24 protein-coding genes are annotated in these 26,148 nt (G+C 74.8%); 10 read left to right on the forward strand and 14 right to left on the reverse strand.

Features of this window, described 5'->3' with window-relative positions; genetic code table 11:
* Positions 1 to 2: 2 nt before the first annotated feature.
* Positions 3 to 2,261: an ATP-dependent DNA helicase RecG gene (locus HKK73_RS12415; protein ID WP_171468122.1), complete on the reverse strand. Its 2,259-nt coding sequence runs from the start codon at positions 2,259 to 2,261 to the stop codon at positions 3 to 5.
* The gene (locus HKK73_RS12420; protein WP_171468123.1) at positions 2,258 to 4,093 is read right to left on the reverse strand and encodes a DAK2 domain-containing protein; all 1,836 of its coding nucleotides are present in this window, start codon (positions 4,091 to 4,093) and stop codon (positions 2,258 to 2,260) included. Before HKK73_RS12420 ends, HKK73_RS12415 begins: the two co-directional genes overlap by 4 nt.
* Before the next feature lie 319 nt (positions 4,094 to 4,412).
* Between HKK73_RS12420 and rpmB the strand changes: the two genes are divergently transcribed.
* Positions 4,413 to 4,604, forward strand: a complete 192-nt coding sequence (gene rpmB / locus HKK73_RS12425; protein ID WP_024840757.1) for a 50S ribosomal protein L28 — start codon at positions 4,413 to 4,415, stop codon at positions 4,602 to 4,604.
* Between the two features lie 154 nt (positions 4,605 to 4,758).
* Positions 4,759 to 5,274: a GNAT family N-acetyltransferase gene (locus HKK73_RS12430; RefSeq protein WP_021483587.1), complete on the forward strand. Its 516-nt coding sequence runs from the start codon at positions 4,759 to 4,761 to the stop codon at positions 5,272 to 5,274.
* 9 nt (positions 5,275 to 5,283) lie between these two features.
* On the opposite strand, the gene HKK73_RS12435 is transcribed toward HKK73_RS12430, so the two are convergent.
* Positions 5,284 to 6,270 (reverse strand): thiamine-phosphate kinase, encoded by a 987-nt coding sequence (locus tag HKK73_RS12435; protein WP_171468124.1) that lies wholly within the window; start codon positions 6,268 to 6,270, stop codon positions 5,284 to 5,286.
* Between the two features lie 64 nt (positions 6,271 to 6,334).
* Here HKK73_RS12435 and HKK73_RS12440 point away from each other — a divergent pair, with 64 nt between their 5' ends.
* Positions 6,335 to 6,886, forward strand: a complete 552-nt coding sequence (locus tag HKK73_RS12440; protein ID WP_228485009.1) for a DUF3515 family protein — start codon at positions 6,335 to 6,337, stop codon at positions 6,884 to 6,886.
* 45 nt (positions 6,887 to 6,931) lie between these two features.
* On the opposite strand, the gene HKK73_RS12445 is transcribed toward HKK73_RS12440, so the two are convergent.
* Positions 6,932 to 8,101 carry a D-alanine--D-alanine ligase family protein gene (locus HKK73_RS12445; RefSeq protein ID WP_144682401.1) on the reverse strand — a complete coding sequence of 390 codons (1,170 nt, stop codon included), beginning with the start codon at positions 8,099 to 8,101 and terminating at the stop codon, positions 6,932 to 6,934.
* Positions 8,102 to 8,343: 242 nt separating this feature from the next.
* Between HKK73_RS12445 and HKK73_RS12450 the strand changes: the two genes are divergently transcribed.
* From HKK73_RS12450 to HKK73_RS12465, 4 genes are all read left to right on the forward strand, one after another.
* Positions 8,344 to 9,774, forward strand: coding sequence for a hemolysin family protein (locus HKK73_RS12450; RefSeq protein ID WP_081600013.1), 1,431 nt, complete (start codon positions 8,344 to 8,346; stop codon positions 9,772 to 9,774).
* Positions 9,771 to 10,802, forward strand: a complete 1,032-nt coding sequence (locus HKK73_RS12455) for a hemolysin family protein (RefSeq protein WP_043654869.1) — start codon at positions 9,771 to 9,773, stop codon at positions 10,800 to 10,802. The genes HKK73_RS12450 and HKK73_RS12455 overlap by 4 nt, the downstream gene beginning before the upstream one ends.
* 107 nt (positions 10,803 to 10,909) lie before the next feature.
* Positions 10,910 to 12,094 carry an acyl-CoA dehydrogenase family protein gene (locus HKK73_RS12460; protein WP_171468125.1) on the forward strand — a complete coding sequence of 395 codons (1,185 nt, stop codon included), beginning with the start codon at positions 10,910 to 10,912 and terminating at the stop codon, positions 12,092 to 12,094.
* A gap of 154 nt (positions 12,095 to 12,248) precedes the next feature.
* The gene (locus tag HKK73_RS12465) at positions 12,249 to 13,400 is read left to right on the forward strand and encodes a PLP-dependent aspartate aminotransferase family protein (protein WP_171468126.1); all 1,152 of its coding nucleotides are present in this window, start codon (positions 12,249 to 12,251) and stop codon (positions 13,398 to 13,400) included.
* A 116-nt stretch (positions 13,401 to 13,516) separates the two neighbouring features.
* Here HKK73_RS12465 and HKK73_RS12470 read toward each other — a convergent pair whose 3' ends face one another.
* The gene (locus HKK73_RS12470) at positions 13,517 to 13,987 is read right to left on the reverse strand and encodes a hypothetical protein (protein ID WP_171468127.1); all 471 of its coding nucleotides are present in this window, start codon (positions 13,985 to 13,987) and stop codon (positions 13,517 to 13,519) included.
* Positions 13,988 to 14,051: 64 nt separating this feature from the next.
* Complete coding sequence (locus HKK73_RS12475; RefSeq protein WP_114553221.1) at positions 14,052 to 14,387, reverse strand: DUF6191 domain-containing protein; 336 nt, start codon at positions 14,385 to 14,387, stop codon at positions 14,052 to 14,054.
* A 132-nt stretch (positions 14,388 to 14,519) separates the two neighbouring features.
* Between HKK73_RS12475 and HKK73_RS12480 the strand changes: the two genes are divergently transcribed.
* Positions 14,520 to 15,242 carry a hypothetical protein gene (locus tag HKK73_RS12480; RefSeq protein WP_216607985.1) on the forward strand — a complete coding sequence of 241 codons (723 nt, stop codon included), beginning with the start codon at positions 14,520 to 14,522 and terminating at the stop codon, positions 15,240 to 15,242.
* A 19-nt stretch (positions 15,243 to 15,261) separates the two neighbouring features.
* On the opposite strand, the gene HKK73_RS12485 is transcribed toward HKK73_RS12480, so the two are convergent.
* From HKK73_RS12485 to HKK73_RS12515, 7 genes are all read right to left on the reverse strand, one after another.
* On the reverse strand, positions 15,262 to 16,287 hold the full coding sequence (locus HKK73_RS12485; RefSeq protein WP_253705632.1) for an NAD(P)H-dependent glycerol-3-phosphate dehydrogenase: 1,026 nt from the start codon (positions 16,285 to 16,287) through the stop codon (positions 15,262 to 15,264).
* A complete protein-coding gene (locus HKK73_RS12490) occupies positions 16,284 to 17,009 on the reverse strand; it encodes a 1-acyl-sn-glycerol-3-phosphate acyltransferase (protein ID WP_034654564.1) in 726 nt (241 codons plus the stop codon). The genes HKK73_RS12485 and HKK73_RS12490 overlap by 4 nt, the downstream gene beginning before the upstream one ends.
* Positions 17,010 to 17,040: 31 nt before the next feature.
* Entirely contained in the window at positions 17,041 to 17,646 is a 606-nt protein-coding gene (locus HKK73_RS12495) for a response regulator transcription factor (RefSeq protein WP_061266816.1), read from the reverse strand.
* Positions 17,643 to 18,923: a sensor histidine kinase gene (locus HKK73_RS19140; RefSeq protein WP_171468128.1), complete on the reverse strand. Its 1,281-nt coding sequence runs from the start codon at positions 18,921 to 18,923 to the stop codon at positions 17,643 to 17,645. Before HKK73_RS19140 ends, HKK73_RS12495 begins: the two co-directional genes overlap by 4 nt.
* Before the next feature lie 81 nt (positions 18,924 to 19,004).
* Entirely contained in the window at positions 19,005 to 20,321 is a 1,317-nt protein-coding gene (murA, locus tag HKK73_RS12505; protein WP_021481138.1) for a UDP-N-acetylglucosamine 1-carboxyvinyltransferase, read from the reverse strand.
* Between the two features lie 350 nt (positions 20,322 to 20,671).
* A complete protein-coding gene (locus HKK73_RS12510) occupies positions 20,672 to 21,712 on the reverse strand; it encodes an adenosine deaminase (protein ID WP_171468129.1) in 1,041 nt (346 codons plus the stop codon).
* Between the two features lie 113 nt (positions 21,713 to 21,825).
* The gene (locus HKK73_RS12515) at positions 21,826 to 22,716 is read right to left on the reverse strand and encodes an SDR family oxidoreductase (protein WP_171468130.1); all 891 of its coding nucleotides are present in this window, start codon (positions 22,714 to 22,716) and stop codon (positions 21,826 to 21,828) included.
* A 169-nt stretch (positions 22,717 to 22,885) separates the two neighbouring features.
* Here HKK73_RS12515 and HKK73_RS12520 point away from each other — a divergent pair, with 169 nt between their 5' ends.
* Entirely contained in the window at positions 22,886 to 23,830 is a 945-nt protein-coding gene (locus tag HKK73_RS12520; RefSeq protein WP_171468131.1) for a serine aminopeptidase domain-containing protein, read from the forward strand.
* Positions 23,827 to 24,270 carry a MarR family winged helix-turn-helix transcriptional regulator gene (locus HKK73_RS12525; protein WP_171468132.1) on the forward strand — a complete coding sequence of 148 codons (444 nt, stop codon included), beginning with the start codon at positions 23,827 to 23,829 and terminating at the stop codon, positions 24,268 to 24,270. The genes HKK73_RS12520 and HKK73_RS12525 overlap by 4 nt, the downstream gene beginning before the upstream one ends.
* A 174-nt stretch (positions 24,271 to 24,444) precedes the next feature.
* On the opposite strand, the gene lpdA is transcribed toward HKK73_RS12525, so the two are convergent.
* Positions 24,445 to 25,851, reverse strand: a complete 1,407-nt coding sequence (gene lpdA / locus HKK73_RS12530) for a dihydrolipoyl dehydrogenase (RefSeq protein WP_034654525.1) — start codon at positions 25,849 to 25,851, stop codon at positions 24,445 to 24,447.
* Between the last annotated feature and the right edge of the window lie 297 nt (positions 25,852 to 26,148).

Genomic DNA, 26,148 nt, shown 5'->3' on the forward strand with positions numbered 1-26,148 from the left:
CGTCACGCACGCTCGAGGAACTCCTCGCGCTCGGGGTCGAGCTGCTCGCGGATCGCGGCGGCGAGCGCCGGGTGGTCCGCGAGGTCCGGGTCCTGCGCGACGACCTCCGCCGCGTCCGCCCGCGCGGTCTCGATGACGTCCGCGTCCTTGACGACGCGCAGGAGCCGCAGGGAGCTCGCACGCCCCGACTGGGCGGCGCCCAGGACGTCGCCCTCGCTGCGCAGCTCGAGGTCGACGGTGGCGAGCTCGAACCCGTCCGTCGTGCGCGCGAGCGTCTCGACGCGCGTCGCGGCGGGCGTGCCCGGCTGCGCGGTCGAGACCAGCAGGCACAGCCCGGCGGCCGACCCGCGCCCGACGCGCCCGCGGAGCTGGTGGAGCTGGGAGATGCCGAACCGGTCCGCGTCGAGCACGACCATCGCCGTGGCCTCCGGGACGTCGACGCCGACCTCGACGACCGTCGTGGAGACGAGCACCTGGACCGCTCCCGATGCGAAGTCGGCCATCACGGCGTCCTTCTCGGCCGGCGGCATCTGGCCGTGCAGCACGCCGACCGTCAGCCCGGCGAGCCGCGGGTGCGCGCGCAGCTCCTCCGCGACCTCCAGCACGGCGCGCAGCGGCGCCCGCTCGACGGCGTCGGGCGCGTCGGGATCGAGCAGGAAGTCCGGGACGTCGTCGAAGTCGTCGCCCCCCGTCCCGCCCGCGTCGGCGTCCGGCTCGTCCGGGTGGATGCGGGCGCACACCACGTACGCGCGGTGCCCGGCGTCGACCTCCTCGCGCACGCGCGCCCACGTCCGCTCCATCCAGGTCGGGTTCCCGGCGGGCACGACGTGCGTCGTGATGCCCGACCGCCCGGCGGGGATCTCCGTGAGCGACGACGTCTCGAGGTCGCCGAACACGGTCATCGCGACGGTGCGCGGGATCGGCGTCGCCGTCATGACCAGCAGGTGCGGGGAGGTGCGGGCCTTCGCCCGCAGGGCGTCACGCTGCTCGACGCCGAACCGGTGCTGCTCGTCGACGACCACGAGCCCGAGGTCGGCGAACTGCACGTGCTCGGAGAGCAGCGCGTGGGTGCCCACGACGATCCCCGCCGCGCCGCTCGCGGCGTCGAGCAGGGCCTCCTTGCGCGCCGCGGCGCCGAGCGAGCCGGTGAGGAGCGCGACGCGCGTCCCGTGGTCGGCGCCCCCGAGGAACCCGCCCTCGGCGAGCGGCCCGAGGAGCGCCCGCAGGGTTCGCGCGTGCTGCGCGGCGAGCACCTCGGTGGGCGCGAGGAGCGCCGCCTGGCCGTCGGCGTCGATCACCTGGAGCATCGCGCGCAGCGCGACGACGGTCTTGCCGGAGCCGACCTCGCCCTGGAGGAGCCGTTGCATGGGGCGCGCGAGCGCGAGGTCGTCGGCGATCTCCCGGCCCACCTCGCGCTGTCCCTGCGTGAGCGTGAACGGCAGCGCCGCGTCGAAGTCCGCGAGGATGCCCGGCTCGCCCTCCGGCCGGGGCGGGCGTGCGGTCGCGGGCTCGGCGGCGGCCCGGGCACGCCGCTGCGCGAGCGCGGCCTGGAGGACGAACGCCTCCTCGTACCGCAGCCGGTCGCGACCGCGCCGCCACTGCTTCTCGTCGTACGGCTCGTGGACGTCGCGCAGCGCCTCGAGCCGGGTGCCGAGCCCGCGCCGCTCGCGGACGGCGTCGGGCAGCGGGTCGGGGACGTCCTCCTCGCGCAGCGGGTCGAGGACCGTCCGCACGGCCGGCTGGATCTTCCAGCTCGGGATGCTTCCGCTCGCGGGGTAGATGGGGATCGGCCTGCTCGCCTCGAGGACGGCGCTCTCGGCGTCCTCGGCGTCGTCGTCCATGCCGATGATCTTGTAGTCGGGGTGCGTGAGCTGGCGCGTGCCCCGGTAGAGGCCGACGACGCCCGTGAACAGGCCGTGCCGCCCCGGCGCGAGCCGCTGCTCGTGGTAGCGCAGCACGTTGGGGCTCTTCGCGAAGAACGTGAGCGAGAGCTGCTGCGGACCGTCCGTCACGACGGCCTCGAGGATGGCGCCCGCGCGGTTGCGCATGCGCCGGACGGTCGCGCTGCGGACCTGGGCGACGATCGTCACGTGCTCGCCGAGGGCGAGCCCGCCGAGGTCCGTGAGACGGCCGGGGTCGCCGTAGCGGCGCGGGTAGTGGCGCAGCAGGTCGCCCACGGTCTCGAGGCCGAGCTTCGCGAGCGGTCCCGCGCTGCGCGTCCCGACGGCGCGGGTCAGCGGCTCGGCCAGCCGGTCCGTCATGCGCCCACCGCCTCGTCCGTGCCGTGGTGGACGACGGCGCCCTCCGCGGCGAGCGCGACCGTGCCGCCGACCCGGCCCGAGCGCAGGAGCACGAGCTCGGCCCCGGCGCGGGCGGCCGCGGGGGCGAGCGCGTCGAGCGCCGGGAGGGGGACGTCGTCGTCCGCGAGGACCGTGACGACCTCGGCGGGACGCTCGAGCAGGCCCTCCAGGAGCCCGACGAGCCGGCGCGCGGCCTCGGGGTCGTCCGTCCCGGCCGCCGACGCCCGGGACGTGCGCACCGTGGCGAGAGCGGACCGCACGGCGTCCACGCGACCGGGGCCGTCGACCAGCTGGGCGGCGGCGAGCGCGACCGTCACGTGCAGGTCCGTCGGGGCCGGGAGCACCTCGAGCGACTCGACGCCGTCCTCGCGCAGGGCCGCGCGGAGCGTCGCGACGTCCCGCTCGGGGAGGTCGCCGCCGGGCAGCACCACGACGTGCGCCGCGCGCGCGTCGACGGCGACGCGGTGCAGCGCCGCGAGGTCGGGCGCACCGGGCTCGTCGCGCAGGAGCACGACGGCGCCCGCGCGCGCGAGGTCCGCGACGAGCCCCGGTGAGCTGGTCACCGCGACGAGCCCCGGCTCGTCCGACGGGCCGCCGTCCGCCGTGATGCCCGCCGCTTCCGGAAGGTGGCCGTGCCCGTGCGTGCCCGGCAGGTGGCGCACGCGGACCTGCCGCAGCGCGACGAGCGCCCCCGCTCCCTCCCGCGACGCGCGGCCCTGGGCGTCGGCGAGCACCGCCCGTCCGGCCACGACCGCCGCCATCGGGTCGTCGGTGTGGACGTGCGCCTGCCACAGCCCCGACCCGTCGTCGCCCGCGCCGCCGACGACCACGACGGAGTCCCCGATCCGGGACAGGTCGGACCGCAGCCGCTCCCCCGGTGCCGCGGACGCGCCCACGGCGCCCGCGAGCGCACCGCCCGGCAGGTCGACCACGTACATCACCTCGAACTCGCCCCCCTCGTGCGCGGCCTCGGTCCCCGACGCCGTCCCCACGGACGACCCGGTGACCGGCGTCATGCCGGACATCATGCCCAGCACCTCCGACACGACCGGCGCGGGGGCCCCCGGTGCCGCGCCGGGCTCGTCGAGGCGCGCGTCGACGAGCCCGTGGCCCGGCTCGTCGGTCCGCGTGCGGTCCGCTCCGCCGGTCCGCTCGTCGAGCGCCGCGACGAGCGCGCCGAGCACGAGCACGAGGCCGAGGGCACCGGCGTCGAGCACCTGCGCCCGTGCCAGCGCGTCGAGCTCGTCGGTGCTGCGCAGCGCCGCCGCGCGGGCGCCGTCCCGCGCCGCCGCGGCGACGGCACCGGGCGAGGGGTCGCCGTCCGTGACCACGTCCGCAGCCGCGCGGGCCGCCGCGTCCGCCGCGGTGAGGATCGTGCCCGGCGCCGGGCGCGCGACGGCACCCCGCGCCGTCCGCGCGGCGCGGTCCAGGCCGACGGCGAGCGCCGCGCCCGAGACCGTCCGGTGCTCGGCGAGCTCGAGCGCGAGCCCGCGCAGGTACTCGCTGAGGATGACGCCGGAGTTGCCGCGCGCCCCGACGAGCGCCCCGCGCGCGAGACGCACGAGGACGTCGCCCGCGCCACCCGCTGCGCCCGTGGCGTCCGCCGTGCCCGCTGGCAGCGCCCGCACGGCGTCGAGCAGCGTGAGGTACATGTTCGTGCCGGTGTCCGCGTCGGCCACGGGGAAGACGTTCACGCGGTCGAGCGACGCGCGCGCCTGGGCGAGGGCGTGGACACCACCACGACCCCACGCGACGACGACGGCGACGTCGACCACGTCGGCTCCGGGGCTCACGTCGGGACGGCTCCTCGTACGCTGGGGGACGGCCCGGCCGCGCGCGGCGGGTCGGACGACCCGGCGGTCGTCGGGACCACGGTAGTCAACGCGGCCCCCGGTCGTGGGGCGAGCCGCCCCGGCTCCGGCGTGATCCGTGTGACGCGGACCCGGTTTGAGCTGAGGGCCTCGGATCGGCTACCCTGACGAGGTTGCCCGGGTGCTTCGCGCGCCCTCGACGTCGTCGAGGAGCCGCCGAGGGACACCGGGCCGGACACCCTACAGACCATTCAGGACGTCGCCGCTGCGTGCGCGACGTGCACGACGATCAGGAGAAACCGTGGCTGCCAACTGCGACGTCTGCGGCAAGGGCCCGGGCTTCGGGCACAGCATCTCGCACTCCCACATCCGCACGAAGCGCCGCTGGAACCCGAACATCCAGCGCGTGCGCGCCGTGGTCGCGGGGACGCCCAAGCGCCTCAACGTGTGCACCTCGTGCCTCAAGGCCGGCAAGGTCACCCGCCCCGCCTGAGTCGCGCGACTCCTCCACGAGAGCGCCCGCCGGTCCCCGGCGGGCGCTCTCGTCGTCCGTGGCCCCGGTCGCCGGACGTCCGAGCTCCGAAGATCTCCTGAGGATCCGGACAAACGGGCTTGGTGTATCCCCGCCCGGGTGGCAGTCTTTGTCCATGGTGACGGAACTGAGCGAGGTAACGATCCGCCCGGCCGGCCCCGCGGACGCGCGCGCCATCGCGGCCGTGCACATCGCGTCGTGGCGCGGCGCGTACGCCGGCATCGTGCCGGACGAGTACCTCGCCTCGCTCGACCACGACCAGCGTGAGAAGCACTGGGTCCAGAGCCTCGGCACCGCGGGCGCGCGCACCTGGCTCGCCGACGCCGACGGCCGCACCATCGGCTTCGCCACCCTCGGCCCCGGTCGCGACGAGGACGCCGAGCCCGGGGACCTGGAGATCTACGCCATCTACCTCGACCCCGAGTCCTGGGGCCGCGGCGTCGCACGCGACCTCATGCGCACCATGCTCGGTGAGGTGGGCCCCGGCACCACCGTCACGCTCTGGGTCCTCGAGGACGCCGAGCGCGCGCGCCGGTTCTACCGTCGGCACGGGTTCAGCCCGGACGGGGTCGAGCGCCGCGACGACATCGGCGGCAAGGACCTCACCGCCGTCCGCTACCGCCGGAGCTGACGCCCGCGCTCACGCGCGGAAGTGGTCCCACCCCGACGACGGGCGCGGCACCGCGCCGTCCAGGCGCACGCCCGGGCCGTCGTCGCCCGCGGGGCGCACCGTGCCGAGCGGCCGGAACCCGGCCGGGAGCGACGCCGCCGCGGGGAACGTGGCGAGCAGGCCGTGGTCCTCTCCCCCGGACAGGACCCACCCGTCGACGAGCTCCGTCCCGTCGCCCGCGAGCGCGGCGCCCGCGTCCCGCAGCCGGGCACGGTCGGCGTCGAGCGCAGCCGGGTCCAGGTCGACGACGACGCCGCTCGCCCGCGCGACCCGCCCCGCGTCCCGCAGCAGGCCGTCCGAGACGTCCATCATCGCCGTGGCCCCGGCGTCGGCCGCGACCGGGCCCGCGGCGAGCGGCGGGTCGGGACGCAGGTAGGCGGCGACGAGCGCGTCGTCGACGTCCGCGCGACCGGCGTCGAGCAGCGCGAGACCCGCGGCGGACCGACCGAGCGTCCCCGCGAGCGCGACGACGTCGCCCGCCCGGGCCCCGCCCCGCAGCACCGGCTCGCGACCCTCCAGGTCCCCGTGGACGGTCACGGCGACCACGACCTGGTCCCCTCCGGACAGGTCGCCGCCCACGACCGCGGCACCGAGCGGGGTGCACGCGTCGGCCAGCCCGCGCGCGAACCCGGTGACCCAGTCGACCGGCAGGTCGCCCGGCATGACGAGCGACACGACGAGCGCCACGGGGCGCGCGCCCATGGACACGACGTCGGCGAGGTTCTGCACGGCGGCGCGGCGGCCGACGTCGTAACCCGTCGACCAGCGCCGGCGGAAGTGCCGGTCCTCGACGAGGACGTCGGTGGACACGACGTAGCGGCCGTCGGGCGCGGCGACGACCGCGCAGTCGTCACCCGGCCCGACCAGCGTCGAGGGGGCCGTGGGCAGCAGGGGGAAGATCCGGGCGAGGAGCGCCTCCTCAGGCACGTCGCGGACCAGCAGGGGCGTCTCGCTCACGCGGCCACCCTAGTCGCCGCCCGGGCGGTCACGGGCACCCGTCGCGGGCCGCTACGGTGGTCGCGTGCTCGACGTCGTCCCTCCCCGCTCCCCCTCCCCCCGCCCGGGGTCGTCCCGGCCGTCCCGGCGCCGGCTCGTCCGCGCCCTGGCCGTCCCCGCGCTCCTGGGCGTCGTGGCCGCGACCGCCGCGTGCGCGCCGCGCATCGGCGTCCCCGTGGCGGACGACGCCCAGAACCCGCTGTGCGCGGACGTCGTGCTCGCGCTGCCCGACTCGCTGGGCGAGGACCTGCCGAAGGTCGGCACGACGAGCCAGGCCACGGCCGCCTGGGGCGAGCCGGGCGCAGCGGTGACGCTGCGGTGCGGCGTCGAGGTGCCCGGTCCCACGACGACGGCGTGCCAGAGCGTCGTGTCCGAGGGGGGCAGCGTCGACTGGCTCGTCGTCGAGGACGAGGGCACGTGGACGTTCACCACCTACGGGCGCGACCCCGCGGTGCAGGTCGTCGTCCCGCCCGCCGTGACGGAGGGGCACTCGACGTCGTTCATCGCGGACCTGGGCCGCGCGGTCATGGAGGTCCCGCAGACGCGCGCGTGCGTCGGGGTGGGCGACGTCGGCTGAGCCGGTGCCCGTCCCGGGGCCGCCGCCGGCCCGTCGCCCGCGCGGTCAGCGCAGGCCGGTGGGCCGCTCGAGCGCGAGCGCGACGAGCTCGTCGATGAGGTCGGGGTAGCTGAGCCCCGACTTCTCCCACATGCGGGGGTACATCGAGAACGGCGTGAAGCCCGGCATGGTGTTGATCTCGTTGACGACGACCTGCTCGTCGGGCGTGACGAACACGTCGACGCGCGAGAGGCCCTCCGCGCCGACCGCCTCGAACGTGCGCACCGCGATCTCGCGCACGCGCTCGACGAGGTGCTCCGGGAGGTCGGCCGGGCACGACAGCTCGACCCCGGCCTCGTCGAGGTACTTGGCCTCGAAGTCGTAGAAGTCGTGCTGCTCGCCCGTGACGACGATCTCCCCCGGCAGGGACGCGCGCGGCCGCGCTCCCCCGCGTCCGCCGAGGACGGCGCACTCGATCTCGCGACCGACGACGCCCGCCTCGACGACGACCTTCGGGTCGTGCTCCTGCGCCGCCGCGATCGCCGCGGGCAGGTCGGCGAGGTCGTCGACCTTGGAGATGCCGAGGCTCGACCCGGCGCGCGCGGGCTTGACGAAGACGGGCAGGCCGAGCGCGGCCACCGCCTGCGTCACCGTCTCCGGGTCGCGCTCGAACGCCCCCGGCTTGACGACGGTGTACGGCGCGATCGGCAGGCCCTCGCCCGCGAGCACGAGCTTCATGAAGTGCTTGTCCATGCCGACCGCCGAGGCGAGGACGCCCGCGCCCACGTAGCGCACGTCGGCGAGCTCGAGCATGCCCTGGAGGGTGCCGTCCTCGCCGTAGGGGCCGTGCAGGAGCGGGAAGACGACGTCCACCTCGCCGAGCACGCGCGGCACCTCGCCGGGCGCGAGCACCCGCAGGTCCCGGCGCCCGGTCGACAGCGGGAGGATGACCTCCTCGCCCGTCGGCTCGACCTGAGGCAGCCGGCCCGCCGTAATCTCCCAGCGCGACGGCTCGTCGGCCGCGAGGACCCACTCGCCCGACGGCGTGATCCCGACCGGGACGACGTCGTAGCGCGTCCGGTCGATGGCGCGCAGGACGCCCGCGGCGGTCGCGGCGGAGATGGCGTGCTCGCCCGAGCGCCCGCCGAACAGCACGAGGACGCGGGGCTTGCGGGGGGCGCCGGTGGGGTGCTCGTCGGTGGACGGCACGGACCGGTCGGGGCTCTGGCTGGACATCGCGGACGACCCTACCGGACGCCTGCTCGCGCGCGGACGCGCGCCGGTGCGAGATCCCGGCGAGCATCCCCGCGAGATCCCGGGAACGATCCGGGAGGCTCCGGCGTTGGGAGTGCCGTGGAAGACACGACTCTCGAGGCCCCCGCGGCCGACGACCCCGACCATAGTCCCGGCCGCACCGGCCCCGGCAGCGAGCGGACGCACCCACGCGTCCCCGTCGACCGCAGGGCGGTGCGGGCACGATGACGACCTTCCTCTCCCTCCTCCTCGGGCTCCTCGTGGTCCTCGCGATCACGGCGGCGACGGCCTACTTCGTCGCGCAGGAGTTCGCCTACATGACCGTCGACCGCTCCCGGCTGGGGGCCAAGGCGGAGGCCGGCGACGAGTCGGCCCGGCGCGCGCTCGCCGTGACCCGGCGCACCTCCTTCGTCCTGTCCGGCGCGCAGCTCGGCATCACGGTGACGGGCCTGCTCGTCGGCTACGTGGCCGAGCCCCTCATCGGGCAGTCGCTCGGCACCATGCTCGGCGGCGTCGGCGTCCCGACGGGTGTCGGCGTCGCGGTGGGCACCGTCCTGGCGCTCGTGCTGTCGACGATCATCCAGATGCTCTTCGGCGAGCTGTTCCCCAAGAACCTCGCCATCGCGCGGCCCGAGCCGCTCGCGAAGGGTCTGGCACGCTCGACGTCGGCGTACCTCACGGTGTTCGGCTGGCTCATCGCGGTGTTCGACAAGGCGTCCAACGCGCTGCTGCGGATGCTCAGGATCGAGCCCGTCCACGACGTCGACAACACCGCGACCGCGCGCGACCTCGAGCACATCGTGGCCGACTCGCGCGAGAGCGGGAACCTGACCGACGAGCTGTCCGTGCTCCTCGACCGCGTGCTGGACTTCCCGCAGCGCGACGTCGAGCACGCGATGATCCCGCGCTCGCGCGTGGGAACCGTGCGGCCCGAGGCGACCGTCGCCGAGGTGCGCGAGCTCATGGCCCGCGCCCACACGCGCTACCCGGTGGTCGACGACACGGACCAGCCGCTCGGCGTCGTCCAGCTCGCCGACGTCCTCGCGACCGACCTGCCCGCGGACGCCCCCGTCACGGCGCTCATGCGCCAGGCCGTGGTGCTGCCGACGGCCATGACGCTCCCGGACGCCCTCGCGCAGCTCAACTCCACGCGCAACCAGCTCGCGTGCGTCATCGACGAGTACGGCGGCTTCACCGGCGTGCTGACCGTCGAGGACCTCGCCGAGGAGCTCGTCGGCGAGATCACCGACGAGCACGACCCCGAGCAGCCCGCCACGGTCACGGCCGAGGAGGACGGCGTGTGGGTCATGGGCGGCGACGTCCACGTCGACGAGGCGGAGCGCGCCCTCGGGCACGACCTGCCCCGCGGCGACCACGAGACGGTCTCCGGGCTCCTCATCGCCCAGCACGGCGCCCTGCCGCGCGCGGGCGACCAGATCGAGGTGCCGCTGCCGGACGACCCGGCCGACCTCGTGCACGACGAGCCGGTGCACCGCGCCCTCCTCGTCGACGTCCTGTCGGTCGAGCGGCACGTGCCGCGTCTCGTGCGCGTCCGGCTCGTCGAGCGGCGGGGCGACGTCCCCGTCGACGTCGTCGTGCACCCGACCGCGCGCGAGGTTGCGCACCCGACCGACGCCGCGGAGGAGACCCGATGAGCAACCCCTGGGTCGTCGTCACGGCGACCGTCGCGATCATCGCGCTCAGCGCGTTCTTCGTCGCCGTGGAGTTCGCGCTCCTCGGCGCCAAGAGGCACCGCCTCGAGGACGCCGCCCCCACGAGCCGCGCCGCGCGCGCCGCGCTGCGCAGCTCGAACGAGCTCACGCTCCTCATGGCCGGCGCCCAGCTCGGCATCACCGCGTGCACGCTCGCGCTCGGTGCCATCACCAAGCCCGCCGTCCACCACTGGCTCACGCCCGTCTTCGAGACGTGGGGCGCGCCCCTGTGGGCCGCCGACGTCGCGGGCTTCGTGCTCGCGCTGATCGTCGTGACGTTCCTGCACCTCGTCGTCGGCGAGATGGCACCGAAGTCGTGGGCCATCGCCCACCCCGAGCGGTCTGCCACGCTCCTCGCGCTGCCGATGCGCGGGTTCATGTGGGCGTTCCGCCCGCTCCTGCGCTGGCTCAACGAGCTCGCGAACCGCTGCGTGCGGGCCGTGGGCGTCGAGCCGGTGGAGAACGTCGAGGGTGGCGGGCAGGACGCCGCGACCCTGCGGCACCTGGTCGAGCACTCGGCGAACGTCGGCGCGCTCGAGGCGTCGTACCGGGCGCAGATCTCGGGCGTGATCGAGCTCGAGACCCTCACGGTCGACGCGCTCGTGCCGGCCGGGAGCCGGCCCACGTCGGTCCCCGCCGACGCGACCGCGGCCGACGTGCGACGCGCGTCGGCCCGCTCGGGCCACCTGCGCATCCTCGTCCAGAACGGGAGCGTGGTCCCGAAGGTCGTGCACGTGCGCGACACGCTCCTCGAGCCGGACGACCGGCTCGCCAAGGAGCTCGCGCGCCCCGGGTTCGTCCTGGAGTCCGGCACCACGGTGCACGCCGCGCTCGCGCGCATGCGCGAGTCGAGCGAGCAGCTCGCGGTCGTCATGGACGGCGAGCGGTTCGTCGGCGTCGTGACGCTCGCGGACGTCCTGCGCCGCATCCTCCCCCACCCGGAGGACCCGGTGCCCGTCCTCGTGGGCTGACGGCCGGCCACCGGCCGCCGTACGGTGGAGGGGCCCCGGCGACGCACGTCGCCGGGGCCCCTCCCCGTCCACCCCTCCACCGTCCGTCCCGAGACCGAAGGCAGGCCATGCCCACGCCCGTCCCGTCACCCGCCCCGTTCCCCACGCCGCGCACGCTGCTCTCCGACGAGCTGCTGGAGCAGATCCGCGGCCGGGCCGCGGGCTACGACCGCGACAACGCGTTCTTCACCGAGGACCTCGCGGCGCTCACCGAGGCCGGGTACCTGCGCGCGCTCGTGCCGGAGTCGTTCGGCGGCGCGGGCCTCACCCTGCGCGAGGTCGCGCACGAGCAGGCGCGGCTCGCGGGTGCCGCCCCCGCGACGGCGCTCGCCGTGAACATGCACCACGTGTGGACGGGCGTCGCGCGCTACCTCCACCTGCGCGGCGACGCGTCGCTCGACTGGCTGCTCGAGGACGCCGTCCGCGGGGGCGTCTTCGGGTTCGGGTACTCCGAGGGCGGCAACGACCTCGTGCTGCTGGGCTCGCGCACCGAGGCCCGCCCGGACGAGCGGGGCGGGTACACGTTCCACGGCCGCAAGATCTTCACGTCGAACTCGCCCGCGTGGACGCGGCTCGGCGTGCTGGGGCTCGACACCCAGTCGCGCGACGCCCCGCGCCTCGTGCACGCGTTCGTGTCGCGCGACGCCGGGGTCCAGGTGCTCGACGACTGGGACACGATGGGCATGCGCGCGTCGCAGTCGCGCTCCACGGTGCTCGACGGCGCGTTCGCCCCCGTCGAGCACGTCGTCCGGCGGCTGCCGCCAGGCCCGACGCTGGACCCCCTCGTCGTCGGGATCTTCACGACGTTCGAGACGCTGCTCGCGTCGGTGTACACGGGCATCGCGGACCGTGCGCTCGAGCTCGGCGTCGCCGCGGCCCGCCGTCGGACGTCGATGAAGAACGACGGCGCGCCGCTCTCCGAGGACCCGGACGTCCGCTGGCGCCTCGCCGACGCCGCGCTCGCGCTCGACGCCGTCTGGCCGCAGATCGACACCGTCGCGGCCGAGCTCGACGCCCTCGTCGACCGCGGCGCGGGCTGGTTCCGCGCGACCGCAGGGCTCAAGGTGCGCGCGACGGAGACGGCCAAGACCGTCGTCGACCAGATGGTGCGGGTCGCGGGCGGCTCGAGCTACTTCGCCGGCAACGAGCTCGGCCGTCTCTACCGCGACGTCCTCGCCGGGATCTTCCACCCGTCCGACGACGAGTCCGCCCACTCGACCGTCGCGCAGTCGCTCCTCGGCCCCCTTTCCTGACGCGGACCACCGGCCGCCGAGCAGGTGGTTCTGGCTCGTCCCGGCCGCGGGACGAGCCACGACGGCCTGCTCGGCCGACCGTGATCGCCTGGTCGCCCGGTCAGGGGGTGGTCGCCCGGGGCACTCGTCGCGCGGCCGGGCGTACGCTGCCGCCATGAGCGACCCGCACGTCCCCGACGCCCTGTCCCCCGCGACCGTCGCCGTCGCCGCGGGACGCCCCGAGCGGTCGCAGGGCGCGCCCGTGAACCCCCCGATCGTGCTGTCCTCGACGTACGTGTCGCAGGGCGTCCAGCAGCCGGGCGAGCTGCTGTACACCCGGATGGACACCGAGACGTGGCACCCCTTCGAGGAGGCGCTCGCCGCGCTCGAGGGCGCGGAGCACCCCGGCGTGGCGTTCGGCTCCGGGATGGCGGCGATCGCCGCGGTGTTCTCGGCCGTGCCCGCGGGCGGGAAGGTCGTGCTGCCGCGCCACGCCTACCAGGTGTCGCTCGGCTTCGCGGACGACCTCGCGGCACGGGCCGGCGTCGAGGTCGTGCGCGTCGACGTCGCCGACACCGACCAGGTCGTCGCGGCCCTCGACGGCGCGTCGCTCCTCCTCGTCGAGTCCCCGACGAACCCCATGCTCGAGGTCGCCGACCTGCCCGCCCTGCTCGCGGCGGCGCGCGAGCGCGGGGTCCTGTCCGCGGTCGACAACACGTTCGCGACGCCGCTCGGCCAGCAGCCCCTCGCGCACGGCGCGGACGTCGTCGTGCACTCGGTGACGAAGTACCTCGCCGGGCACTCCGACGTCGTGCTGGGGGCGGCCGTCGCGCGCACGCCGGAGCTCACAGCCGCGCTGCGTGCCTACCGCACGCTCCACGGCTCGATCCCCGGGCCGTTCGAGGTGTGGCTCGCGCTGCGCGGCCTGCGCACGCTCGCCCTGCGCGTCGAGCGCTCCCAGCAGAACGCGGCGGAGCTCGCGCGCCGGCTCGCCGAGCACCCCGACGTCGTCGAGGTGCGGCACCCGAGCCTGCCCGACGACCCGGGTCACGAGCGCGCGACGCGGCTCATGACCGGGTACGGCTCGATCCTCGGCGTGCGCCCGCGGGGTGGTGCGGCGGGCGCGGACGCCGTCGTCGCGGCGGTCCGTCTGTGGGTGCCCGCGACGAGCCTCGGCGGCGTCGAGTCGAGCCTCGAGCGCCGACGCCGGTTCGCGACCGAGTCGCGCACGGTCCCGGAGGACCTGCTGCGGCTCTCGGTGGGCGTCGAGGACGTCGAGGACCTCTGGCGCGACCTGGACCGGGCGCTGCGCAGCGCTCTCGGCTGACGCCGACACGCGCCGCGGGCGCACGGCCGCACGGCATCCCGGCGGCGCGGCGCGACGCGACGGCGCGGCGGCGGGTGCGTCGATCCGGCTCCACACCGCCACGCTCGGATCCTCCTTCAGAGCAGGTCGTTCTCCGCCTCTTCGAGAGGACCGCTCCACCAGAAGTCCGGCCCGGTCGCGGCGCGGTCGATGGCCCGCAGCCTCGTGCGGAGCGTCCGCAGCCGTGCGCGGTGCGAGGGAGCCTTGCGCCCGGACGGACGGGACGGCGGACGAACCTCCCCCGCCCGGAAGGCGCGGAGACGCTCCGCGGCCTGCTCGGCCGTCATCGTCGTCGGTCCGGGGGCGGGCTGCCCGGAGCTCAGGTACTCCGCGAACGCTTCCAGGAACCCCTCGGTCGCCGCCCGGTCGCGGTTGAGGGGGGACGAGTCGCCCGTCGCGACGTCCCGCACCCATGTCGACCCGTCCCCGTGCTCCATGACCAGAAGCTCTCCGTCGTGGACGACGCCGATCTCGCGGGCCCCGGGGTCGAGGTCGGTCCTCGCTGCCACCGGGTGCAGGCGGATACCGAACGGATGCTCGTCACGCACGCCCTGGATCCTCTCCGCGCAGGCCGCCACGGCCCGCGCACCACCACCTGTGGGTCACCGCACCCTAGCCCGCGTCGGGCTCGGGCGCCGGGGAGCCGCGGCGGGACTGCTCCCGAGGGACGTAGAAGACCCCGCCGTCCAGGTCGACGTCGAACGGCCGGCCCTCCGCCGGACGCTGCACGATGTCGAGCCGCTGACGTTCCTTCTCCTCGGTGAGGTGCGTCCGGCTCGGCTGGAAGATCTCGACGATCTCGCCGAACATGCCGGACGACGCGCTCTCGCCCGCGCCCTCGGAGCGCCGGGCCCGCGCCTCCGCACCGGAGGTGAAGCGGACGATCCCCACGACGACCAGTCCCGTGAGCGCGACCGCGAAGAACGCACCACCGATCCCCTGCACCATCCCCCGAGGGTAGCGGCAGCCATCTCGTCAGGACAGGGTGCGTGCAGCCGAGACCGGGCCGTGACACGACCGTCGCCGGACCGTGGCCCGCCCGCCGCGCGCGCGTGACCTGGGGTTTCTAGGATCGACCGCATGACGACACGACGAGCGGTGCGGACGCGGCGGGCACGACCAACGGACGGTGCGGCGCCCGGGCGGCGGCCGGCGGCCGTCGCCGGCGCGGTCCTCGTCCTCGCCCTCGCGGCGTGCAGCCCGGGCGGGTCGGACGACTCACCCTCGCCGTCGAGCACCGCGACGAGCGCATCGCCCAGCCCGACCGACTCCCCGAGCACCACCCCGGAGCCCGGCGCCGAGCCGACCGACGGCGCGTCCACGCCGTCGGACGACGCGACCGAGGCACCGCTGCCGTTCCCCGCGAACACCGAGCCGGACACGCAGGACCCGTCCGCGGACGCCGCGCTCACGGTGACGGACGTCCGGGTCGGGCACCACGACGGGTTCGACCGGGTCGTCTTCGAGCTCGGCGGCACCGGCACGCCCGGGTGGCGGGTCGAGTACGTCGACCAGCCGGTCGACGACGCCAGCGGCAACGTGGCGACGGTCGACGGCGACGCCTACCTGCAGGTCATGCTCTCCGGCTCGGGGTACCCCACGGACACCGGCGTCGACCTGTACGCGGGCGCCAACCCCGTCCGGGCCGGGGACGACGGCGTGGTCGAGGAGGTCCTGCTGCGCGGCGTGTTCGAGGGGTACACGCAGGCGTTCGTCGGGGTCGACGACGAGCAGCGCCCGTTCCGGGTGTTCTCGCTCGAGGACCCGACCCGCGTCGTCGTCGACGTCCGCGACGACGGCTGACGGCCCGCAGGCCGAGGCCTCAGCGCTCCGCCGAGACGCCCTCGGCCTTCTGGGGCCGGGACAGCAGGCCGCGCGCCATCTCGTCGACGGGCATGCCCTCGTGGAGCACCGCGACGACGCCCGCCGTGATGGGCATCTCCACGCCGACCTTGCGCGCGAGCTCGAGCACCGAGCGGCACGACTTCACGCCCTCCGCCGTGCCGCCGGTCGCGGCGATCGCGTCGTCGAGGCTCAGCCCCTGGCCGATGTGCTTGCCGAGCGTGTGGTTGCGCGAGAGCGGCGACGAGCACGTCGCGACGAGGTCGCCCATGCCCGCGAGCCCGGGGAACGTCTCGGCGTCCGCCCCGAGCGCGAGCCCGAGGCGCGTGATCTCGACCAGACCACGGGTGATGACGGTGGCGGTCGTGTTGTAGCCGAACCCGCGGCCCTGGGCGATGCCCACGGCGAGCGCGATGACGTTCTTCACCGCGCCGCACAGCTCGACGCCGACCACGTCCCGGTTGGTGTACGGGCGGAAGTACGACGACGAGCACGCGCGCGCCACGTAGCGGGCCACGTCGTCGTCGGCGCACGACACGACGGTCGCCGTCGGCTGCCGGTGCGCGATCTCGCGCGCGAGGTTCGGCCCCGAGACCACGGCGACGCGCTCGGGAGCCAGGCCGAGCGACTCCGCGACGACCTCGCTCATGCGCCGGTCGGTGCTCAGCTCGACGCCCTTCATGAGGGACACCGCGACGGCGTCGGGCGCCACGTGCGGGCGGAGCTCGGTGAGCGTCTCGCGCGCGACCTGGGAGGGCACCGCGACGACGACGAGCCCGGCGCCCGCGAGCGCCTCGGCCGCGTCGGTCGTGGCGCGGATCCCGTCGGGGAGGTCGATGCCCGGCAGCCGCTTCTCGTTGCGGCGCGAGGTGTTCACCTGCTCGGCGACCTCGGCGTCGCGGCCCCAGAGGCGCACCTCGCACCCGGCGTCGGCCAGGACGGCGGCGAACGTGGTGCCCCAGCTGCCCGACCCGAGGACGGCGGCGGCGATGCGCTCGGCGCTCACGCGCGGTCCTCCGTCCCGGGCCGACGGCGCAGGTCGAACCGCTCGGCGGGCGCCTGCTCGCCGCGGATCTCCTCGAGCTGGCTCGTGATCGCGGCCATGATGCGCTCGGTCGCCTCGCGCAGCGTCGCGGTGTCCTGCGGGCGGTCGTAGAGGTCGGAGAGGTCGACGGGTGGCCCGGCGTGGACCGCGACCTGCTTGGGCGGGATCGGCTTGAACACCTTGCCGTACGGCGCGAGGAGCCGGTGCGCGCCCCACTGGGCGATGGGGACGACGGGCGCCCGGCTCGTAAGCGCGAGGCGCGCGACGCCCGTCTTGCCCACCATGGGCCAGCCGTCCGGGTCGCGCGTGAGCGTGCCCTCGGGGAAGAACACGACGCACTCGCCCTCGTCGAGCCGCGCGGTGGAGTCCACGAGCGACTGCGCGGCGCCCGCGGTGCCGCGGTGCACGGGGATCATCCCGGTGCGGGTGAGGAGGCCGCCGAGCACGGGCACCTTCCAGAGCGACGCCTTCGCCGTGATCTTGGGGGCGCGGCCCTGGTCGTAGAGGAAGTGGGCGAGCGTCACCGGGTCGACCTCGGTGACGTGGTTCGCGGCGGCGATGAACCCGCCGTCGGGCAGGTTCTCGGCGCCCCGCCAGTCGCGTCGGGTGATCGCGAACAGGATCGGGCGCAGCAGGAACGCCAGGGTCTTGTACGCGCGCGGGGTCTGGGGCTGGCTCGGCACGGTCACCGAGCCTACCGGGCGGAGCCCGCCCTCAGATCCAGCCGTGCCGCCGCGCGGCGTGCGCGGCCTCGTGCCGGTTCGCGGCACCCAGCTTGGCCGCCGCGGACGAGAGGTAGTTGCGCACGGTGCCGGGCGCGAGGTGGGCGCGCGTCGCGATCTCCTCGACGGGGGCGCCGTCGGCCGCGAGCTCGAGCACGTCGGCCTCGCGCGGCGTGAGCGGGCTCGCGCCCGCGGCGATCGCCTCCGCGGCGAGCTCCGGGTCCACGTAGCGGCCGCCGTCGCGCACCTGGCGCACGACGTCCGCGAGGACGCGCGCCGAGACGGTCTTCGGCAGGAAGCCCCGCGCGCCGGCCTCGAGCGCGCGCTTGAGGTAGCCCGGGCGGCCGTGGCTCGTGACGATGACGACGCCGCACGACGGCAGCTCGCCGGCGAGCCGCTGCGCGACCTCGACGCCGTCGAGGCCCGGCATCTGGAGGTCGAGCACGGCGACGTCGGGCCGGAGCTTGAGCGCGGCCGCGACGGCCTCGGGGCCGGACGCCGCCTGCGCCACGACCTCGAGGTCGTCCTCGAGCGCGAGGAGCGACGCGACGGCGTCGCGGATGAGGTTCTCGTCGTCGGCGAGGAGGATGCGGATCACGCCGGGGTGGTCCTCTCGGGGAGCGGGGACGGGGACGTGCGGTGGGGGCGGGCGGCGTCGGGCACGCGGGCCACGAGCCCGAACCGCCCGTCGTCGACCCACGTCTCGAGGCGACCGCCGGCGCCCTCCAGGCGTTCGCGGAGCCCGACGAGGCCCGACCCGCCGCCGGTGCGCGGCGCCGTCGGGACGCCGTCGTTGACGACCTCCACGACGCTCGACGCCCCGTCGCGGTGGACCGTGATGGTGCAGGTGCGCGCGGTCGAGTGCCGCACGACGTTCGTCACGGCCTCCCGGACCGCCCATGCGAGCGCCTCCTGCGCGTCCTCGCCCACGGGGGTCTCGTCGCCGTGCACGGTCGTCTCGATACCGGCGGACCGCAGGACGGACCGCGCCCCGGCCAGCTCGGCGCCGAGGTCGGCCGTGCGGTAGCCCGCGACGACGGCGCGCACCTCGCGCAGCGCGTCCTGCGCGATGCGGCGGACCTCGAGCATCTGCTCCTCGGCGCCGGGGCGGCCGCGGGCCGCGAGCTCCGCCGCGAGCTCGCTCTTCACGGCGACCACGGACAGCGTGCGGCCGAAGACGTCGTGCAGGTCGCGCGAGAACCGCAGCCGCTCCTCGGCGACGGCGAGGCGGGCGTGGAGCACGCGCGTGCGCTCCTGCTCCCACACGACGCCGAGCATCCAGACCGAGGCGCGGTACGAGCCGAAGACGCCGAGCAGCATGACCAGGACCGAGAGGCCGAGGCCCACCGCTACGCCCGCCGTCCTCGGCGTCACGGGCCCGGTGCCCATCCACACGGAGCACCCGGTGACGACGGCGAGGACCAGCGCGACGAGGGCGACCCGCCGGAACGTGAGCAGGGGGACGAGCGCCAGCACCCCGTAGCCGAGGCCCAGGAGCAGCCCGTAGTAGCGACTGCTCGCGGCGACGTCGTCGACCCCGTCCACGGGGAAGGTGCCGACGGCGAGCGCGGCGACCGCGAGCGAGAGGACCCCGACGAGGACGAGCAGCACCGGGTGGACGCGGCGTCCGCCGAGGAAGTGCCCGATCCCGGCGCGCAGCGCGAGGATGCAGACGACCGTGTGCACGAGGACGAGCGCCAGCCAGAACCGCGCCACCGACGGGTCGAACGTCGGGTCGCTCCCGATGAGGGCGAGCGCGATGAGGGGCTCGGTCCCCGAGAGGAAGTAGAGCGACCATCGGGTGTAGGAGTCGAACCGTTCGGGGCCGGTCCGCCGGCTCCACACGTCGAGGAACGTGCGCGGTCGGGTGATCACGACGCCCAGCCTCGCACGCGGACCGCGTGCGAGGCCGTGACAGTCGTCATGAGGTGGGTACCCCGGGCACCCGTGGACGGCTCAGTCCCGGCGGACGTCCGCGCCGAGCGCGACCAGCTTGTCCTGGAAGTTCTCGTAGCCGCGGTCGATGAGGCTGATGCCGCGCACGGTCGACGTACCCTTCGCGGCGAGCGCGGCGATGAGGTGGGAGAAGCCGCCGCGCAGGTCGGGCACCTCGATGTCGGCCGCGGTGAGCGGCGTCGGGCCCGAGATGACCGCGGAGTGGTGGAAGTTGCGCTGCCCGAACCGGCAGTCGCGCCCGCCCAGGCACTCCTTGTAGACCTGGATGGTCGCGCCCATGCCGCGCAGCGCGTCCGTGAAGCCGAAGCGGTTCTCGTAGACCGTCTCGTGCACGATCGACAGGCCCTTGGCCTGGGTGAGGGCCACGACGAGCGGCTGCTGCCAGTCCGTCATGAAGCCCGGGTGCACGTCCGTCTCGAGCACGATCGGCGACAGGTCGCCGCCCGGGTGCCAGAACCGGATGCCGTCGTCCTGGACGTCGAACCGGCCGCCGACCTTGCGGAAGGTGTTGAGGAACATCATCATCTCGGGCTGCGTCGCGCCCTTGACCGTGATGTCGCCGCCCGTCGCGAGCGCGGCCGACGCCCACGAGGCCGCCTCGATGCGGTCGCCGAGCGCGGTGTGCGTGTAGCCGTCGAGGCGGTCGACGCCCTCGATGCGGATCACGCGGTCGGTGTCGACCGAGATGATCGCGCCCATCTTCTGGAGCACCGCGATGAGGTCCATGATCTCGGGCTCGATCGCGGCGTTCGCGAGCTCCGTGATGCCCTCGGCGCGCACCGCGGTCAGCAGGAGCTGCTCGGTCGCGCCCACCGACGGGTACGGCAGCGCGATCTTCGTGCCTTGGAGGCGGCGCGGGGCACGGATGTGGATACCGTTCTCCCGCTTGTCCACCACCGCACCGAACTGGCGCAGGATGTCCAGGTGGTAGTTGATCGGCCGGTCGCCGATCCGGCAGCCGCCCAGGTCCGGGATGAACGCCTCACCGAGACGGTGCAGCAGCGGGCCGCAGAACAGGATGGGGATGCGGCTCGAGCCCGCGTGCGCGTCGATGTCCGCGACGTGCGCCGACTCGACGTTCGACGGGTCCAGGTCGAGGATCCCCGCGTCCGGGTCGGACTTCACGGTGACGCCGTGCAGCTCCAGCAGCCCCGTCACGACACCGACGTCGCGGATCTGCGGCACGTTGCGCAGCACGCTCGGCGACTCCCCCAGCAACGACGCCACCATCGCCTTGGACACGAAGTTCTTCGCGCCGCGCACGGTGATCGTCCCGTCCAGCGGGGTCCCGCCGTCGACGTACAGCACATCCTTCATGAGCTCTGGTCGCCCTCTCGCCAAGCCGGTGGTCGTGGTGCCCCTGCGGGCAGGGCCCGCCTGCGGGGCCGCGGACGGCCATTCCGCGCGCGCGGGTCCCGTGCGTGCCAACGTGCGGCACCCGGAGATTATTCACCCCCTGCGGGGGTGCTCGCCGCCGAACGGACGGCGGCGGCCGTCCCCGACACGTTACTCCCCGGTACGTCGGTGCGGGACGAGCGCCCAGAACCGCGAGACAGAGCCTCGGCCGCCCGAGGTAGAGCCCCGGTCCCGCGAGGTAGAGGCGTGGTCGTGACCACGCCTCTACCTCGGCGGACCAAGGCTCTACCTCGGCGGGGTGGGGGGCCGGGTCAGACGGCGTTCGCGTCGAACGCCGCGACGTACCGGTCGATCTCGGCGAGGTAGGCCGCACGCTGCGAGTCGCCGAGCCACGACGCCTCGAACGAGTTCCTCGCGAGCTGCACGACCTCCTGCGTCGTGAGGCCCGCCGCCTCCGCGAGCGCGACGTAGTTCTCCGCGACGTAGCCGCCGAAGTACGCCGGGTCGTCGGAGTTCACGGTGACGCGCACGCCCGAGCGCAGCAGGCCGGCGATCTCGGTCGCCTTCATGTCGTCGGTGACGAACGAGTTCGAGATCGGGCACGTCGTGAGGCCCAGCCCGCGCTCGCGCACGACGTCGACGAGCGCCGGGTCCTCCACGACGTTCGTGCCGTGGTCCACCCGGTCCACGCCGATCTCGTCGAGCACGGTCCGGATGTTGTCGATGCTGCCGACCTGGTCGATGTCGCAGTGCATCGTCAGCCGGTACCCGAGCTCGCGGGCGCGCGCGAACACGTCCGCGAACTTCTGCGGCGGGTTGTCGCGCTCGTCGGAGTCGAGCCCGACGCCCAGGATCTTGTCGCGGAACGGCACCGACGCCTCGAGCGTCTCGGCCGCGCTCTGCGCGGAGTGGTCGCGCAGGAAGCACAGGATGAGGTGCGCGTCGATGCCGTGCTTGCTCGGCGCCTCGGCCGCGGCGCGGTGGTACCCGGTCACGACCGCCTCGAACGGCACGCCGCGCGACGTGTGCGCCTGCGGGTCGAAGAACATCTCGGCGTGCTTCACGCCGTCCGCCGCCGCGCGGGCGAGGTAGGTGTCGGCGAGCTCGTAGAAGTCGTCCGCGGTCTGCAGCACCTCCATCGCCGGGTAGTACACGGCGAGGAAGCTCGTCAGGGAGTCGAACGCGTACGTCGCGCGCACCTCCTCGACCGTCGACTGGCCGATGTCGATGCCGTTGCGCTGCGCGAGGCGCAGCTTGAGGTCGGGCTCGAGCGTGCCCTCCAGGTGCAGGTGCAGCTCGGCCTTCGGCAGGCCGGTGACGAACTCGCGGGTGGGCGTCGTGGGCGCGGGCATGGGTCTCCTTCTCGGTCGGTGTCCCCCGGGACCATCTTCTCCCGCGCACGACGACGGCGGCGCACCCGGGTGGGGTGGCCGCCGCCTGGTCGCGCCGGGGACGGGAGAACCCGTCAGAGCAGCCGACCGCCGGTCACGCCGATGCGGTCACCGGTGATGTAGCTCGACTCCTGCGAGGCGAAGAACACGTACGCCGGCGCGAGCTCGGCCGGCTGCCCGGCGCGGCCGAGCGGCGTGTCGGCACCGAACTGCTCGACCTTCTCCTCGGGCATCGTGGCCGGGATGAGCGGCGTCCAGATCGGCCCGGGCGCCACGGCGTTGACGCGGATGCCCTCGGGCGCGAGCTGCTGCGCCAGCCCCTTGGTGAAGTTGAGGATCGCCGCCTTGGTGCTGGCGTAGTCGAGCAGCGGAGGGCTCGGGTCGAACGCCTGGACGGAGGTCGTGTTGATGATCGCGCCGCCGCTGGGCAGGTGGTCGAGCGCCGCCTGCGTGATCCAGAACAGCGCGTAGACGTTCGTCTTGAGGACCCGGTCGAGCTGCTCGGTCGTGATCCCCCGCAGCCCGTCGTCCTGCGCCATCTGGTACGCGGCGTTGTTCACCAGCACGTCGAGCCCACCGAGGCCCGCGACGGCGTCCGCGACGAGCTGCCGGCAGAACTCCTCGTCGCGGATGTCGCCCGGCAGCAGCACGGCCGTGCGGCCCGCGTCCTCGATCCACCGGGCCGTCGTGCGGGCGTCCTCCTCCTCTTCCGGGAGGTACGAGATCGCGACGTCCGCGCCCTCGCGCGCGAACGCGATCGCGACCGCCCGGCCGATGCCCGAGTCGCCGCCGGTGATCAGCGCCCGCTTCCCGTCGAGCCGGCCGGACCCCCGGTAGGTGGTCTCCCCGTGGTCCGGCTCCTGCGACATGTCGCCCGTGCGTCCCGGCGGCTGGAGCTGGTCCGCGGGCTGCTCCGGCTGCGGCTGCTGCGTCGTGGGGTCCTGCGGCGTGGTCTGGTCGGACATGAGCAACTCCCCTGTCGTCGTTCGGCGGAACGTCCAGCATGGGGGCGTCCGCGCGCGCTCGCAGCGCGCCCGCCCCGTGCGCCGACGACGCGCACCCTAGTCCGCCGCCACCAGACCCAGCGTCAGGGCACGCACTACCTCACCCACGGAGCCCGCTAAGGTACTTCGCATGCGAAACGAAAGCCCGGCGACGGTGGGCTCCGACGAGCTGCGGATCCAGATCCCGGCGGGCGGCTGGGTCGTCGGCACGGTGCGCGGGCCCGCCAAGGAGTCGCCCCGCGGTGTCGTGGTGATCCACCCCGCGACGGCGGTCCCCGAGCGCCTGTACACGGGGTTCGCGGAGTTCCTCGCCACTCATGGGTATGTCGCCGTCACCTACGACTACCGCGGCACGGGCCGGTCCGGCAGCCCCCGCGACCACCGCGGCCTGCGCATGCGCGACTGGATGGCCGACGACGTCCCCGCGGTCGCCGCGTGGGCCCGCCCGCGGTTCGGCGACGTGCCCCAGCTCGCCGTCGGGCACAGCATCGGCGGGCACGCGCTCGCGCTCGGCAAGGGCTCACGGGGCCTGGCCGGGTTCGTCACGGTCGCGTCCCACGTCGCCGCGACGTCCGCGATCCCCGACCGCGCCGAGCGAGCGCGCGTCCGACTGATCCTGCGGGCGCTCGGCCCCGCGACGGCCCGGGTGCTCGGCCACATCCCCGGCCGTCGTCTGAGCCTCGGGGAGGACATGCCCGCCGCCGCGATGCTCGAGTGGAGTCGCTGGTCGACCATGCCGGGCTACTTCTTCGACGACCCGACCATGCGCGCCGCCGCGGACGCGGCACGCGTCACGGGCGACGTCCTCGCCGTCGGGTTCACCGACGACCCGTGGGCCACCCCCGCGCAGATCGACGCGATCACCGACCGCCTCACGGCCGCCCACGTCGAGCGCCGCACCTGGAGCCCCGCCGACGGCGGCGTGGAGGCGATCGGCCACCTGGGCTTCTTCCGCCGCGGCCTGCGCGACACGCTCTGGCCCGACCTCCTCGCCTGGCTCGACGCCCGCGCCGCGGCCGCCCCGTCGCAGCAGGACGGAAACGTCCACTTCCCCGCCAGGAAGCCGCGACGATGACGGGCCGCCCGCCGCGGCTGGTGTTCCTCACCACCGCGGCGGAGCGCCAGATGCGGCGCTGGATCGCGCGCCGCGGCAGCGCGCGCACGACCGGGGACGGCGGCCCGGGGCTCGGGGCCGCCGCCGCCGGCGTGCTGCTGCACCTCGCCACCCACCCCGGCGCGACGATCGGCGAGGTGACGGCCGCGTTGCAGGCCTCCCCCGCCGGCACCAGCGGCCTGCTCGCCCGCATGGAGCGCGCGGACCTCGTGCGCCGTCGCCCCGACCCCGACGACCGCCGCACCGTCCGCCTGGACCTCACGCCCACCGGCACCGCGGCGCTCGACGAGGTGCGCGCCGCGCTCGCCGAGCTGAACGACCGCCTCACCGAGGGCTTCACCCCCGACGAGCTGGTCACCGTCGCCCGCTGGCTCGAGCACGTGACGCGGACGCTCGCCTAGCGGCACCGGCGGGTCGCCCGGCGGACCGTCCGCCTCCCCGGCGAGGGCGCGCGGGGGCACGTTCGTCCCCAGGCGCACGCACGCCCGCCGGACAGCACGAGGCCCGGACCTGAGACAAGCAGGTCCGGGCCTCGGCTCGGGTGGTCGCCCGCGCGGGCGACCGCGTCTGACGGGTCAGAAGTTGATCATGTGCCCCGCGAGGCCGTGGATCGACTCCTGGACGGCCTCGGACAGCGTCGGGTGGGTGTGCACGTTGCGCGCCACCTCGTTGACCGTGAGGTCCCACTTCTGCGCGAGCGTGAGCTCGGGCAGCATCTCGGAGACGTCGGGGCCGATGAGGTGGCCGCCGAGGAGCTCGCCGTAGGTCTCGTCGGAGATGAGCTTGACGAAGCCGACCGGGTCGCCGAGGCCGTGCGCCTTGCCGTTCGCCATGAACGGGAAGGTCGCGACCTTGACCTGGTAGCCCTCGTCGCGCGCCTGCTGCTCGGTGAGGCCGAAGCTCGCGACCTGCGGCTGGCAGAACGTCGCGCGCGGCATCATGCGGTAGTCGCCGAGCGTGAGCGTCTCGGCGCCGCCGATGGTCTCCGCCGCGACGACACCCTGCGCCTCCGCGACGTGCGCGAGCATGAGCTTCGCGGTGACGTCGCCGATCGCGTAGATGTGCTCGACGTTGGTGCGCATGACGTCGTCGATCGCGATGGCGCCGCGCTCGGTGAGCTGGACGCCGGTGTTCTCCAGGCCGAAGCCCTCGACGTTGGGCGCGAAGCCGACGGCCATGAGGACCTTGTCGACGACGAGCTCGCCCGGCTTGTCGTCCTTGACGCCCTTGTAGCTGACGGTGACGCCGTCGGCGCCGTTGTCCTTGACCGTCTGGACGGCGGTCGAGGTGAGCAGGTTGACACCGAGCTTCTTGTACTGCTTGGCGATCTCCTTCGACACGTCGGCGTCCTCGTTGGGCAGCGCGCGGTCGAGGAACTCGATGATCGTCACGTCCACGCCGTAGTTCTTGAGGACGTAGGCGAACTCCATGCCGATCGCGCCCGCGCCGACGATGGCGATGGAGCGGGGCAGGTCGCGCGTGAGGATCTGCTTCTCGTACGTGACGACGTTCTCGGACAGCTCGACGCCCGGGAGCAGGCGCACCTTCGAGCCGGTCGCGATGATGACGTTGTCGAACGTCACCTGGTCGGTCGAGCCGTCGGCGAGCTTCACGTCGAGCGTGTGCGCGTCGCGGAACGTGCCGCGGCCGTCGTACTCGGTGATCTTGTTCTTCTTCATGAGGAAGTGCACGCCCTTGACGCGCCCCTCCGCGACGGTGCGCGAGCGGTCGAACGCCGCGCCGAAGTCGAAGCTGACCTCTCCGGAGATGCCGAAGGTCTTCGCGTCGTGCTGGAAGATGTGCGCGAGCTCGGCGTTGCGCAGGAGCGCCTTGGACGGGATGCAGCCCACGTTGAGGCACACCCCACCCCAGTACTTCTCCTCCACGACCGCGACCGACAGACCCAGCTGGGCTGCACGGATCGCGGCCACGTAACCACCGGGACCTGCACCGAGGACGACGACGTCGTAGTGGGATGCCATGGCCTCAAGCCTACTGGCGCAGCATCGGCCGTGGCGCGCCCGCGTGCGCGACGTCCGCCACACCCGGCCCCGCCCCGGTCCTGGGCCGTCCCGGTGTTGACCGCGCGTCGGCGCCCGGGCGACGATGGCCGGGATGCGACACCTGCGGCTCCTCCTTCGTCGGCCGCGCTGAGCCCGCCGGGCGGGCACGCTCAGCGCGGCGGTGCCTGCGCGTCCCCGAGGGGCCGCACGGCGAGTGCCCGACGACGAGCCCACCTCTCGAGGAGCCCTCCCGATGCACGCCGCACCCCCACCCCA

The sequence above is a fragment of the Cellulosimicrobium sp. 72-3 genome (genome assembly GCF_013127315.1).
Classification (GTDB): Bacteria; Actinomycetota; Actinomycetes; order Actinomycetales; family Cellulomonadaceae; genus Cellulosimicrobium; species Cellulosimicrobium funkei.

Bases quoted from the DNA above. Each gene is read 5' to 3' on its own strand.
- HKK73_RS12415 (WP_171468122.1), bottom strand. From the start codon at position 2,261: ATGACGGACCGGCTGGCCGAGCCGCTGACCCGCGCCGTCGGGACGCGC.
- HKK73_RS12430 (WP_021483587.1), top strand. From the start codon at position 4,759: ATGGTGACGGAACTGAGCGAGGTAACGATCCGCCCGGCCGGCCCCGCG.
- HKK73_RS12445 (WP_144682401.1), bottom strand. From the start codon at position 8,101: ATGTCCAGCCAGAGCCCCGACCGGTCCGTGCCGTCCACCGACGAGCAC.
- HKK73_RS12450 (WP_081600013.1), top strand. From the start codon at position 8,344: ATGACGACCTTCCTCTCCCTCCTCCTCGGGCTCCTCGTGGTCCTCGCG.
- HKK73_RS12455 (WP_043654869.1), top strand. From the start codon at position 9,771: ATGAGCAACCCCTGGGTCGTCGTCACGGCGACCGTCGCGATCATCGCG.
- HKK73_RS12460 (WP_171468125.1), top strand. From the start codon at position 10,910: ATGCCCACGCCCGTCCCGTCACCCGCCCCGTTCCCCACGCCGCGCACG.
- HKK73_RS12465 (WP_171468126.1), top strand. From the start codon at position 12,249: ATGAGCGACCCGCACGTCCCCGACGCCCTGTCCCCCGCGACCGTCGCC.
- HKK73_RS12475 (WP_114553221.1), bottom strand. From the start codon at position 14,387: ATGGTGCAGGGGATCGGTGGTGCGTTCTTCGCGGTCGCGCTCACGGGA.
- HKK73_RS12480 (WP_216607985.1), top strand. From the start codon at position 14,520: ATGACGACACGACGAGCGGTGCGGACGCGGCGGGCACGACCAACGGAC.
- murA (WP_021481138.1), bottom strand. From the start codon at position 20,321: ATGAAGGATGTGCTGTACGTCGACGGCGGGACCCCGCTGGACGGGACG.
- HKK73_RS12510 (WP_171468129.1), bottom strand. From the start codon at position 21,712: ATGCCCGCGCCCACGACGCCCACCCGCGAGTTCGTCACCGGCCTGCCG.
- HKK73_RS12515 (WP_171468130.1), bottom strand. From the start codon at position 22,716: ATGTCCGACCAGACCACGCCGCAGGACCCCACGACGCAGCAGCCGCAG.
- HKK73_RS12520 (WP_171468131.1), top strand. From the start codon at position 22,886: ATGCGAAACGAAAGCCCGGCGACGGTGGGCTCCGACGAGCTGCGGATC.
- HKK73_RS12525 (WP_171468132.1), top strand. From the start codon at position 23,827: ATGACGGGCCGCCCGCCGCGGCTGGTGTTCCTCACCACCGCGGCGGAG.
- lpdA (WP_034654525.1), bottom strand. From the start codon at position 25,851: ATGGCATCCCACTACGACGTCGTCGTCCTCGGTGCAGGTCCCGGTGGT.